Source organism: Oceanobacillus alkalisoli (assembly GCF_021556485.1).
Lineage (GTDB): Bacteria > Bacillota > Bacilli > Bacillales > Amphibacillaceae > Oceanobacillus > Oceanobacillus alkalisoli.
Window position 1 is genome coordinate 1 of record NZ_JAKGBW010000005.1, and the last position, 13,446, is coordinate 13,446.

The 13,446-nt window shown below is 37.4% G+C and carries 11 protein-coding genes and 1 pseudogene; 11 read left to right on the top strand and 1 reads right to left on the bottom strand.

Annotation, left to right across the window (positions count from 1 at the left end):
- The coding region (locus LZD48_RS06465) for a transposase (protein WP_235761931.1) at positions 1 to 260 on the top strand (260 nt) is incomplete at its 5' end.
- A gap of 17 nt (positions 261 to 277) precedes the next feature.
- Here the strand turns inward: LZD48_RS06465 and LZD48_RS06470 are convergent.
- Complete coding sequence (locus LZD48_RS06470; protein ID WP_235761932.1) at positions 278 to 1,465, bottom strand: ROK family transcriptional regulator; 1,188 nt, start codon at positions 1,463 to 1,465, stop codon at positions 278 to 280.
- Positions 1,466 to 1,823: 358 nt separating this feature from the next.
- Between LZD48_RS06470 and LZD48_RS06475 the strand changes: the two genes are divergently transcribed.
- From LZD48_RS06475 to LZD48_RS06520, 10 genes and pseudogenes are all read left to right on the top strand, one after another.
- Complete coding sequence (locus LZD48_RS06475; protein ID WP_235761933.1) at positions 1,824 to 3,179, top strand: M24 family metallopeptidase; 1,356 nt, start codon at positions 1,824 to 1,826, stop codon at positions 3,177 to 3,179.
- Between the two features lie 60 nt (positions 3,180 to 3,239).
- Complete coding sequence (gene xylF, locus LZD48_RS06480) at positions 3,240 to 4,301, top strand: D-xylose ABC transporter substrate-binding protein (protein ID WP_235761934.1); 1,062 nt, start codon at positions 3,240 to 3,242, stop codon at positions 4,299 to 4,301.
- 126 nt (positions 4,302 to 4,427) lie between these two features.
- Positions 4,428 to 5,927 carry a xylose ABC transporter ATP-binding protein gene (locus LZD48_RS06485; RefSeq protein WP_235762107.1) on the top strand — a complete coding sequence of 500 codons (1,500 nt, stop codon included), beginning with the start codon at positions 4,428 to 4,430 and terminating at the stop codon, positions 5,925 to 5,927.
- Positions 5,927 to 7,105 carry a sugar ABC transporter permease gene (locus LZD48_RS06490; RefSeq protein ID WP_235761935.1) on the top strand — a complete coding sequence of 393 codons (1,179 nt, stop codon included), beginning with the start codon at positions 5,927 to 5,929 and terminating at the stop codon, positions 7,103 to 7,105. Before LZD48_RS06485 ends, LZD48_RS06490 begins: the two co-directional genes overlap by 1 nt.
- 15 nt (positions 7,106 to 7,120) lie before the next feature.
- Positions 7,121 to 7,658, top strand: a pseudogene (locus LZD48_RS06495) (xylose isomerase); the annotation flags it as partial.
- A gap of 181 nt (positions 7,659 to 7,839) precedes the next feature.
- Positions 7,840 to 8,823 (top strand): aldo/keto reductase, encoded by a 984-nt coding sequence (locus LZD48_RS06500; RefSeq protein ID WP_235762108.1) that lies wholly within the window; start codon positions 7,840 to 7,842, stop codon positions 8,821 to 8,823.
- A gap of 310 nt (positions 8,824 to 9,133) precedes the next feature.
- Positions 9,134 to 10,225: an IS4 family transposase gene (locus LZD48_RS06505; RefSeq protein ID WP_235761936.1), complete on the top strand. Its 1,092-nt coding sequence runs from the start codon at positions 9,134 to 9,136 to the stop codon at positions 10,223 to 10,225.
- 189 nt (positions 10,226 to 10,414) lie between these two features.
- A complete protein-coding gene (locus LZD48_RS06510) occupies positions 10,415 to 10,696 on the top strand; it encodes a right-handed parallel beta-helix repeat-containing protein (protein ID WP_310739794.1) in 282 nt (93 codons plus the stop codon).
- A complete protein-coding gene (locus LZD48_RS06515) occupies positions 10,697 to 11,359 on the top strand; it encodes a hypothetical protein (protein WP_235761937.1) in 663 nt (220 codons plus the stop codon). It abuts the gene before it with no gap.
- 658 nt (positions 11,360 to 12,017) lie between these two features.
- Entirely contained in the window at positions 12,018 to 13,388 is a 1,371-nt protein-coding gene (locus LZD48_RS06520) for an amidase (protein ID WP_235762110.1), read from the top strand.
- Positions 13,389 to 13,446: the final 58 nt, after the last annotated feature.

The window sequence follows — 13,446 nt, forward strand, 5'->3', positions numbered from 1 at the left end:
ACGGCAAACGTAAAATTGACGTGGAGCCAGTTTTCGGATTTTTGAAGGCTAATTTAGGTTTCACTCGTTTTTCCGTTCGAGGAAAACAAAAGGCGACAAATGAATTAGCCTTTGCATTAATGGCGGTGAACTTGAGGAAGTTCACCGCCAAAAACTCCAAAAAAATAAATAACGATGATAAATTTCTATCAAAAAAGAATCCAAGCCGCATTTTAATGACTTGGATTCTTTTTTTATATTATACTTCCACAATACAATGAAAACTATTTATGTGAGGCTATGAATGAACACTCTGAAATTCAGAAAAAAATCGTTCGATAGAAAAAGCTGCCATTCCAATTGCAGGAGAATATACGTTCAACTCAGAAAAATCCAGTTTTAAATTTTGATGCTGAAATCCAATTCTTTCATTTTCTATCCTATTTGTTATAGATTCAACAATCCAATCTTTGGCAAAGACCATGCGATTACCAATTATTATTTGTTCGGGATTAAATATATTTATGATATTATTAATTCCAGTTCCCAAATCATCACCGATTTTTTCAAAAAGCTTAATAGACTGTTTATTTTCGTTTTTCGCAAGTAATATAAGATCATCAAGTGAAATTTTGTCATTATTTTCTTGGTTAACGATGACCTTTTTTGCATTATTAATAAGAGCTTTTTCAGAAGCGTAGAGTTCCCAGCAGCCTACATTTCCACAACCACAGCCTTCACCATCATCTTTTATTGTCATATGACCTAGTTCACCAGAGAAACCATTATATCCTTTAAATAGCCCACCATTTAAGATCAATCCTACTCCTATACCGATTCCTACACTAACGTAAATAATATTATTTGCATCTGCTCCCAAACCAAATTTCATTTCACCAAAAGCACCTGCATTTGCCTCGTTTTCAATAGTGACCGGCAAATCAAACTTTTGTTCAATGATATCGATGAGATCTACACTTTTCCAATTTAAATTTGGTGCTAACAGTAACATCCCTCTATTGTTAACGATTCCTGGAACTCCTACGCCTACTCCGATTATTCCATAAGTGCTTTGTGGAGCAGAATTAATTAACAGCTCGATTATTTTAAATAACTTTTCTTTTACCACTGGAAAGTGAGTCTCATTTAATGTGATAGCTTCCTCTAAGATTACGTTTCCGTCTAGGTCGGTTAGAACGCCTAGTATATAATTCACGTCCAAATTAATGCCAATTGAGTAACCGGCAGTTTTATTGAATAACAACATCACGGGTCTTCTACCACCGCTTGACTCTCCCGGGCCAGATTCATAAATGAGGTCTTCATCTATTAACTCAGAAACTAAAGATGAAACAGTTCCTTTGTTAAGACCTGTCATGTTGGCTATACGGGCTCTAGATATGGGAGATTTTTTTTTAATTGTATTTAAGACAATTCTTTTATTTTCTCTTTTCACAATTTGTTGATTCCAAGTTTTAGTCTTCATCACAATTCCTCCTTAATAATTATTGTAACACAAAAAATAGTCTAAATACTTTGATTATCGAATAGACAAACTAAGATATGTTTGCTATAATCAAATAAGAGCGCTTACAAAAAGGTTAGGTTATGACTTTGATTGTAAGGTTTCATTTAAAAATTATAATAATCAAGAGATGAAAGAATACAACTTTGTGTATTGGTTAAATGAACTTATGTAAAGTTTTCAGATTTATTCAAAAATAATGCACTCCATAGATAATCCTAAGGGGGTTGGTAATTTGTGAATAGAAAATGAAGGTAATGAATGATTACGGTAGGGTTATACAAAAAGGTCAATATTAAAAAGAATGGGGGATTCATTTATGAAAATTAATTGGAAACAGGTGAAATTGCCAGATTTTAGTGTTTCAGATGACATGCCTAGAATACCTAAAGAAATTTATGAGGCAAGAGCAGATGAGTTCTACAAACAGGCTAACCAGAAATGGTTAGTTGTTTATGGAGACAGAGAACATTTTGCAAATTTATATTATTTGACAGAATTTGATCCAAGGTTTGAAGAAGCTATTCTCATTCTTGGTCCAGATAAAAGTAGATACCTACTTGTAGGGAATGAAGGATTAATGTACAAAAGTGTAATGAAGTTAGATGCTGAAGTTATCCTAAATCAATCCTTTAGCCTAATGGGACAAGATAGGAGCAAATCTCCTAAACTAACAGAAATATTGGAGGAAATCGGGATTTCAAAAGGCGATAGTATAGGTGTTTGCGGTTGGAAGTATGCGGGAGATAAAACCAAAGAAGACTTTGTAGAGTTTTATGTCCCTGCATTTTTAATAGATTGTATGAAGCATGTAATTGGTGGAGCTGAAGGTATTGTAGATATTTCATCCGTTCTCATGCATCCCGTAGAGGGATTGCGAGCATATAATGAGCTGGAACAAATCGTCGCTTTTGAATGGGCGGCAGCGAGGGCTTCTGCAGCGTTGTTAAGAATTGTCAATTCAACAAAAGAAGGCATTTCTGAATTTGAAGCAGTTTCAAACATGAAGTATGCCGGTGAACCTTTAACCACACATGTAATGTATGCTTCTGGAAAAAATAATTTGGCGGGATTACGTAGTCCGAGTTCAAAGATAATAGAGAAAGGTGATGCTATCTTCACAGCGTTTGGATACCGTGGAGGGTTGAGTGCGCGTGGTGGGCTTGCAGAAACAGAGAATCCGCAATTTTTAGATGAATGGGCTATCCCATATTATAAAGGAATTGTTGCATGGTACGAGTCAGTTAAAGTTGGTTCAATCGGTGGGGAGGTTTATAAACATGTTTTTGATGTCCTGGAGCAGGGGGGATTGCAACCTGCATTAAATCCTGGACATCAAACTAGTGCAGATGAGTGGTTACACAGTTCATTCAGACCTGGTAGTCAAGAGAAAATTAGTTCAGGAATGGCTATTCAATGTGACATAATTCCCGAACCTATGCCAGAAGGAATTAATTTAAATTGTGAAGACTCTGTTGTAATCGCTGATGCAGGGCTAAGAGAGGATATTGCAAATAAGTATCCAGATGTATGGGAGCGAATAAAACGAAGACAAGATTTTATGAGAAATGAACTGGGCATCCAACTAAGCGATGATATTTTGCCGATTTCGGCAACACCTGGTTACTATGCACCTTTATTTTTATCACCTGATTTCGCTTTAACTAAACTTTGAAATATAAAAAATAGATTACCTTATTAAGGAGGAAAGCATATGAAAGCTATTAAAAGAGGAATGATAGTACTAGTTTTAATCGTGGTGTCAACTCTTGTGGTGGCATGTGGACAAGATGCAGCTAGCGAAAATGAAGGCACTTCAAGTGGCGACTCAGATACATCATTAAAAATTGGACTATCTGTAGTGGATTTAACATTAGAACGCTGGCAACATGATAGAGATATTTTTATAGAAAGGGCAGAAGAGCTAGGAGCTGAAGTAATCGTCCAATCAGCTGATGGAGATGCTGATAAACAGTTATCACAAATAGAAAATATGTTATCTCAGAATGTGGATGTTCTTGTGATTATCGCAGCGAATTCAGACGCGCTCGCCCCTATAGTCGAACAAGCAAAAGATCAGGGTGTGATTGTAGTCGCACACGATCGTTTAATTAATAATGCTGAAATTGATGCTTATGTTTCTTTTGATAATGAAGGTGTAGGAGAAATGCAAGCGCAGTATTTAATTGACAGGGTACCACAAGGTAAGTACTTCTTGCTGGGCGGAGAGCCAAGTGACCATACCGCACATATGTTCAGGCAAGGTCAGATGAATATTTTACAACCACTTATCGATTCTGGTGATATTGAAGTTATTGGGGATCAATGGGCAGACGGTTATAGTGGAGAACAAGCGTTATCTATCATTGAGAACGCTTTAACTGCAAACAATAACGATATAGACGCAATTGTAGCTCCGAATGACAGTACAGCTGGAGGAGCCATCCAGGCATTAGAAGGACAAAGTCTAATAGGAGAAATATTGGTCACTGGACAAGATGCCGACTTGGCTGCAGTTCAAAGAATAGCTGAAGGCAAGCAATCTATGACAGTATATAAGCCGATAAAAGAGATTGCAACAACAAGTGCGGAAGTTGCTGTTAGGTTGGCTGAAGGAGAGGAACTAGAAGCGGATGTGACAATAGATAATGGAATCAAAGAGGTTCCATTCGTACAATTGACTCCAATTAGTGTCGATAAAGATAATTTACTTGAAGTGATTGTAGAGGATGAATTCCATTCATATGAAGACGTCTACAAAAATGTACCGGAAGATGAAAGACCTGCAAAACCTTGATCTAATTTTTATTCGTATAACTCCAATCATAAACTTGTAAATAACTTTATGAGAAAGGTTAAGGCTAACCTTTCTCATAAAGCACAAAAGGAGGAGAAATTTGTGGATCGTAAATTCGCGTTAAAAATGATGAATATCACAAAGGAATTTCCAGGTGTTAAGGCTCTAGAGAACGTGAATTTAAAAGTGAAAAAGGGAGAAGTACATGCTTTATGTGGCGAGAATGGAGCCGGAAAGTCTACTCTTATGAAAATATTAAGTGGCGTATACCCCTTTGGTTCTTATATAGGAGAAATCTTCATTAATGATAGAGAAGTTCAATTCCTTGATATTAAAGCCTCGCAGGAGGCAGGTGTAGCTATTATTTACCAAGAGCTTGCATTAGTTCCGGAAATGACGGTTGCAGAAAATATCTTTCTCGGCAGTGACCTAATGAGAAGCGGCATTATAAGTTGGGAAAAGCTATATGCTGAATCACAAAAATGGCTTGATATGACTGGATTGGATATCGACCCACAGATGAAATTGGGAGATTTAACCGTTGGTAAACAACAATTAGTTGAAATTACAAAAGCACTTACTAAGAATGCGGATATTTTAATACTAGACGAACCGACTTCAGCATTAACTGAAAGTGAAGCTGAAGTGTTATTCAGCATATTGGCCAGATTGAAGGAAAGAAATGTTACTTGTATCTATATATCTCACAAATTAGATGAAGTTTTAAAAATAGCCGATTCAGTGACAGTATTACGAGATGGTCAAACGGTCAGTACTGATCCAATCAGTAATTTAACGGAAAATGATATTGTTTCCAAAATGGTAGGTAGGGAATTGACCGAGTTTTATCCGTTTGAAGAACGACCTTTCGGTAATGAGATTTTTCGAGTTAATAACTACTCTTTTTACGAAAATGAAACTCAAGAAGAATTGGTTGCTAATGTATCTTTCAATTTGAGAAAAGGAGAAATCTTAGGGGTTTCAGGTTTAATGGGCGCGGGGAGAACTGAATTGTTCATCAGTTTATTTGGAGGCTATAACGGAAAGAAGACTGGAGAAGTTTACCTGGAAAATGAACTTATAAGTATTAATAAGCCAGCAGATTCTATTAAGCATGGAATAGCATATGTTTCAGAAGACCGGAAAAGATATGGTTTAGTACCAGAAATGAATATCATAAAAAATACTACTCTCGCATCGCTTGATAAGGTGAAGAAGAACCGTTTGTTAGATGCCGACATGGAACTTGAAAAAGCGGAAGAGTATGCGAAAAAAATGAATCTTAAGTCACATAGTTTGGAAGCATTTATGAGTCAACTGAGTGGTGGAAACCAACAAAAAGTAGTACTCAGTAAATGGCTGCTAACAAATCCAAAAGTTCTCATTTTAGACGAACCAACAAGGGGTATTGATGTTGGGGCGAAGTTTGAAATATATAAGGTTATCGTTGAACTGGCAAAAGAAGGGGTTGGGATTGTTCTAATATCCTCTGAATTACCAGAAGTCTTGGGTATGTCTGATCGAGTGATGGTAATGTCTGAGGGTAGGATAACCGGAGAATTGCCTCGAACAAAGGCGACGCAAGAAGAAATTATGAAACTGGCAACGATAGGGAGTGATATATAATGACCACCAACAATGAAAATAAAAAAACAAAAGAGAGTAAAATTAGCTTTAAATTTAACGCTCAATCGTATGCACTAATAATAGCTTTAGTATTAATAGCGGTGTTATTTGCCGTGCTAACTGGCGGCGAGTTTTTATCATCGAGAAACTTATCAAACCTGTTTACTCAGATGACTGTTATATCTGTTCTGGCTATTGGGATGACTTTTGTCATAGTGACAGCTCACATCGATCTATCTGTTGGATCATTGGCAGGTTTAACTGGTGGTATAGCTGGGATATTACATGTTTGGTATGACTGGAATACAGGAATTGTAGTTTTGGCTGCGGTAATGGTTGGGGCTCTACTGGGATTGTTTCAAGGTTGGTGGGTCGCATATAGGGCAGTACCTGCGTTTATCGTAACCCTGGGTGGAATGCTCATTTTTAGAGGTATATTAGTGGGTATCACGGGCGGACAAACAATTGCTCCCATGGATCAAAGCTTTAGATCCATAGCAGGGAGTTACTTGCCATTCTCATTAGGTTATATATTAGCCGTTTCAGGGATAATTCTATTATTCTTCTTTACCATCAGAAGAAGAGCTAGAAGAAGAGAACTTCAATTACAATTACCTTCCCCGTTTATGGACTTTGGCAAAATATCTTTGTATGCGGTTGGTATTTTACTAGTTACATATATATTGAGTCGTTACCAAGGGATTCCATTACCATTAATAATCGTAGTAGTGCTAGGTGGTATATTTATATTTGTTTCCTCGAAAACGGCGTTTGGAAGAAGCATATATGCAATTGGCGGAAATAAGGAAGCTGCAGCATTATCTGGCATAAACATAAAAAGAAATACATTTTTAGTCTTTGGCTTAATGGGGGCTCTTGCAGGTATTGCTGGGATCATACTTACAAGCAGATTAAATGCGGCAACTACTGGAGCGGGAGATATGTATGAATTAGATGCAATTGCCGCTTGTGTAATTGGTGGAACTAGTCTAGCGGGCGGTAGAGGATATATCGTTGGTTCAATAATTGGTGCATTAATTATGGTAAGTATAGATAATGGAATGAGTATGATGAATATACCTACATTCTGGCAGTATATCGTTAAAGGTTCAATCTTAATTGTGGCTGTATGGGTAGATATTGCAAGCAAGAATAAAACATCTGCATCTGTAGCTTAATAATAAACTGGAGGTAAAAACCTAGATACGATTGTAGCGCTGATTAAAGCTCTTACATGAAAGATAGCAATACTAAGCTTTTGTGGAATACAGTGAACAACTTCTTCCAGTCGCGTTTTCACGGGGCAGCTTCATCCAACGATGCAGATGTGTTTGCTTATGCAGCTGCAAAAGTGAAAAAAGGGTTGGAAGTCGGAAAAGAGTTAGGATCTAAAAACTATGTGTTCTGGGGAGGTCGTGAAGGATATGAGACTCTCTTGAATACGATATGAAACTGGAATTAGATAATCTTGCACGGTTCTTCCAGATGGCTAATGATTATGCAGAAGAAATTGGCTTTGATGTACAATTTCTCATTGAGCCAAAACCAAAAGAGCCGACTTCTCACCAATATGATTTTGATGTAGCGAGCGGCTATGCATTCTTACAACATTATGACTTAGAAAATATATTCAAATTTAATATTGAAGCAAATCATGCGACACTTGCTGGGCATACATTTGAGCATGAATTACATTATGCAAGAATCTATAATATGCTTGGATCAACAGAATAGAATATACTTTTGAAATGCAGTCCGTACGATTGAAAAATGTGGCTGGAACACAAGTATTATACAATTTCCGAACGATACCTTACATTTATTCGGATTTTGTATAAACTCTCGATATCCTTATTTTTGGATCGTGCAAAGTACGTCGTTTCGGAATATTGTTCATTAGGAGGAGTTTATGGTGATATACAAACAACTTGGTAACACGAATTTAAACATTAGCACACTAAGTTTTGGAACATGGGCAATTGGCGGCGCATGGGGAAAGGTGAATGACACAGAGGCCTTAAAAGGCTTAGACTGTGCGATGGATGCAGGTGTGAATTTCTTTGATACAGCAGATGTTTATGGAGATGGACATGCAGAAGAGCTTTTAGCAAAAGCAACGAAAGGGAAGGAGACGGAAATACATATTGCTTCAAAGTTCTGTCGATCAGGCGATATTTCCGATCCACAAAATTATTCGAGAGAACAGGTGAGTATATATCTGGATAATACGTTGAGACGATTGAATCGTGATACGCTTGATTTATACCAAATCCACTGTCCGCCACTAGAAATTTTAAAAGATGGTAGTGTGTTTGAAGTACTGGAAAAGCTAAAGGAAGAAGGAAAAATCCGTTATTATGGTGTGAGTGTAGAAACAGTGGAAGAAGGATTATACGTCCTTGAAAACTCAAACGCAAGTGCGCTACAGGTCATTTTTAATATTTTTCGTCAAAAACCGTTGGAGGAGTTATTTCCAAAAGCAATGGAAAAAGGTGTCGGGATTCTTGCTCGAGTACCACTTGCAAGTGGATTGCTAACAGGTAAATTCAGTAAAGATGCAACCTTTGAAGAGGATGATCACCGCCACTTCAATAAACAAGGGCAATCATTTAATATAGGAGAAACCTTTGCTGGCATTGAATTTGAAAAGGGTGTAGATCTAAGTCGCCAGCTCGAGTGGATTGCAGAAGGAAGAGGGAATATGACCCAAGCCGCATTAAAATGGATTCTCGAACAAGAAGCCGTAACGAGCGTGATTCCAGGATTCCGTAATGTGAAGCAGGTCGAAGATAACTTAGGTGCCCTTAACGTCAAGGATTACACGCCTGAAGAACAAGAGCGTTTGGTGAAATTCTATGAAGATCATGTTAGAGAATATATTCGAGGAGCATATTAATACAACGCTGAGAACGCTATTATTAAGATGAGATTGAAATACAAAGAGGAGCCACAGGCCATATAATTGTAACGAAAAAAGATATGATTTCCGTAGAAAACTGGAAATCATATCTTTTTTGGACGTTTGGTATTGTCGGTCCTCTTAGTTGCGTTTTTAGCGAGATATATAATAACCCACTAGCGTCGCATTAAAAAATAAAAGTATAGAGTAAAATACTGAATTTTCTTTAACTATATTTTTCCATAAAAAAATCCTTTATAATGGGTTTAGTAGTAAACTATCCAAATCCAATATAAAGGACATACACATGGATAAGTTTACACGAAAAACATCATTTGAACAATGGTTTTCACCGATTTCGACTGAACTTTTTAAGGAAATGGTTGAAAACCTTCGATTAGATTACTATACAAAGAAGCTTTATATGGCTCCATTCATGAAGTTAATACTGTTTGCGCAGCTTCATGGCACCGAAAGTTTACGGGTGTTAGCTGACGCTGTTTTTTCAGATGATCTTCAAAAAGCGGTTGGGTTTGAATCCATTAGCTTTTCACAATTAGGCAGAAGACTAAATGAAGTGCCTACTTCTTTTTTTGAAGCCATCTTCTTAAATCTAGTAGCGCAAATTCATGAAAAAACAGACTTTCAGCACAGAAGAAAAATGTCTACACCTTGGATGTTGATTGATTCTACCACATTACCTTTAAATTTAACGAATCACAGATGGGCTGAATTCCGAAAAACAAAGTCTGGCGTAAAGCTTCATCTGCGCCTTGTATTTATGGAAAAAGGCCTGTCTTATCCAGACAAAGCAGTCATGACGAACGCAGTAGAACATGACCGCGGACAGCTAGAAATATTTGTCAATGATAAGGAATGCATGTACGTCTTTGACCGTGGTTACTTGGATTACGAACGTTTCGATCGCATGACAGATGACGGCTATTTCTTTGTATCACGTCTCAGAAAAAACGCTGTTGTTCGGGTGATTGAAACGTTAGAAGTTCCACCTAACTCATCAATTTTATCTGATGAAATGGTCGTTCTTGGTTCGACTCAAAACCGAACAGAACACGTTTTTCGCAGAATCAAAGTACTGGATGATAAAGGTAAAGAACTCACGTTAATTTCAAACCGATTTGACATCAGTGCAGTTGAAATCGCCGATATTTACAAGTCAAGATGGGCAATTGAACTCTTTTACAAATGGATGAAACAACATCTCTCGATCAAAAAGTTCTACGGGCATAGCGAACAAGCAGTCCATAATCAAGTGTACGTGGCAATGATTGTCTATTGCTTAAACGTACTTGCGCAGCTAAACACAAACAGCCCGCGGACTTATCTCCAAATTAGTCGCTATTTAAAGGCTGCGATTTGGAAGTCGGCCCATATTTGAATTCGTAAAATCAAAGGAAAAGGTGTCCCGTAAAGTTTTTAAATTTTTGTCGTACACGTCTTAGGTTATAGTCAAAAGAAATGGATGTTTACTACCTTTGTTTAGGTGCTTTCAATTTTTTCTTTAAAACCAGAAATGTAGTTCAGAACATTCTGTATTTATTTATGCGACGCTAGTGATAATAACCATATTTATAATATTGCACTAAAGCGGGAGTTCTACGGACACGAGATAGCGGGTATCAAGCTGCATGCTGCCATTGACGTACAAATATACGAAAATCGTATTCATGATTGTTCTTTAGGGACTTGGTTAGATTGGCAAACACAAGGAACTAGAGTTAGTAAAAATATCTATTATCGAAATAACCGTGGCTTGTTTGTCGAAGTTAGTCATGGTCCCTACTTAGTCGATCATAACATTTTAACTTCCGAGTATGCTTTAGATAATCATGCTCAGGGCGTGGCTTAAGTGAACAATATAATCGGTGGAAAAATGGTTCATCGGAAAATGCTTGACCGATCAACACCATATCATGTACCTCATAGCACAGAGGTTGCAGGGTTTGCTGTTACTTACGGAGGAGACGACCGCTTTTACAACAATATATTCATCGGTGACAGTTCTTTAGAAGATGTAGGAACTGCTCATTACAACGGTTACACTAAGTCACTAGAAGAATATATGGAGACTGTTAATGAAGAAATTGGAGACTTGGAAACATTCCTAAAGGTGGAGCAACCAGTTTATATTAACAATAATGCCTATTTAAATGGGGCAGTTCCCTTTGAGGATGAGAATGAAAGGATAGTAGTCAATCATTTTAATCCCGAATTAAGGATAGTAGAAGAAGGGAATGAAGTATACCTCTATTGTGAGCTCCCCGAAGAGTTCGAGAGAATATCTGGTGAGATTCAAACTACTAAAACATTAGGGAAGGTAAGGATTGTTGATGCAGACTTTGTAAATCCAAATGGTGAAGAACTGGCTGTAGATACCGATTTCTTAGGGGGAAAAAGGTCAGAAAACAGTGTGCTTGGCCCAATCGCGGATTTACAAAAAGGCAAAAACCGTGTGAAAGTTTGGGAGGGAATGGGAATTCACTCTAAAATAGAATCACATTTGACTTATTGAGGGGGCGGTAAATTTACGATAGTACACCGCATCATGCAATTGATGCAGATGAGCGTAAAGCAGGTTAGTTATGAAAGGTCATTGCCAATTAATCCGCCGGGGGTATTAAATGTCGTTACCGGTTATGGGGAAGCAGTTGGAGCAGTATGGGGAAATAATCATCTCCACTAGTCAGCGAAATGCCTCATGGTGGCTCTAAACTATCTGGATATGGGAATGAAAAGCTAGCGTTACATTAACATTAAGCTGAAACAAACCCAGTAAATAAAATTAAGGCGTTGGAGTATACATTGAAAAACAGTGTAAGCTCCAACGCTTTTTTAAAAAATTATCGTGTTCATTGTAGAGATATCCCTTATTCACAAAATAGGGCGCCACTTTTATTCTTGATAAGATCAAACACTCGGCTTATCTTAAATAGATAATGCCATTTCAATTAGATATTTTATCAGTAGAATAAAAAGTTAATATTATTGTATTATTGGGAAAATTATGTATTATTTAATTATAATAAGAAACAGGGGGGATTATCGATTGACGACTGAACTTGCTTACAAATCACTAAAAGAGTTATCTGAGTTAATCAAGGATTTGAAACTATCACCAGTTGAGCTGTTAGAAAAACCAAATTAAACGTATTGAAGAAAGAAACCCTAGTATTAATGCATTTGTTTTTACTGATTTTGAAGGGGCACGCGAAAATGCCAGACAAAAAGAGAAGGATATTCTTGATGGAAAATATCGAAGTGCTTTACATGGTATTCCAGTGGCCATGAAAGATTTATTTGATTTTAAACCAGGCTGGCCGACAACCTTTGGTGGCATTGAATTATTTAAAGATAATATTGCAGATCATTATTGTGTATTTGCTGAACGTACCGAAACAGCAGGTGCAAACCTTATTGGTAAAACAAATAGTCCCGTTTTTGGGGCGAGAGGCGTTACGGATAATCCCCTATTCGGACCGACCCGGAATCCATTTAATATCGCCAAAAATAGTGGCGGCTCTTCGGGGGGGAGTGGTGCAGCAGTTGCAGATGGTTTAATAACACTGGCTGAAGGTACAGATGCAGGCGGCTCTATTCGAATTCCTGCCGCTTGGTGTGGAATTTATGGGTTTAAGGCTTCGTTTGGTAGGGTTCCTTTTGTAAGTAGACCAAATGCGTTTAAAGCTGCAAATATTTTTATCCATGAAGGGACAATGACAAGAACCGTTGAGGATGCTGCTATTGCTCTTAATTTAATTACGGGAATGGATCACCGGGATCCATTTAGTGTAAGTGATAAATTAGACTATCTATCTGCGCTTGGACGGCCTTTAAAGGGAATGAAAATCGCATATAGTCCAAACTTGGATATTTATCCAGTAGATCCGGAAGTTGCTTCTGTTATCGATTCAGCAGTTCAGTTGTTTGAACAAGCAGGCGCAATAGTCGAAGTCGTATCTTTAGGTTTAAAACGAACCCATAAAGAATTAAGTGATTTATGGCACCGTTTAGTTGGTTTGTCAAATGCTGAACTTTTAGAGGGATTAAAAGATGCTGGATTAGATATATTAAAAGATCATCCAGATGCTTTACCTTCAGAAATAGTAAATTGGGTGGAAAAAGTAAAACGACTAGGTGCAATGGATGTGCTTAAAGATCAACAAATGCGTACAGAAGTATACGATACGATTCAACATGTATTCCATGACTATGATCTCTTAGTCACGCCAACCGTCGCAAGCCTGCCTGTAGATAATAATAATAACCGTAATACAGTAGGCCCTACAAGTATTAATGGGGAGGAAATCGATCCATTAATCGGCTGGTGTATGACTTATTTTACAAATTTCTCGGGTCACCCAAGCGCATCGATTCCAGCAGGGTTATCTTCCACTCAATTGCCAGTAGGTATGCAAATTATTGGAAATCGTTTTGCAGATTTAGATGTAATAAAGGCTAGTGCTGCTTTTGAAAAATTAAAACCATGGCATGATATTTATAAAATAGTTGAGAACCGAACATTAGAAGTTCAGAAGGTATAATGCTACCGTAAAACTTTAGGTAATATAATAGATAGATTAACTGCCATCTTCCGTGTTT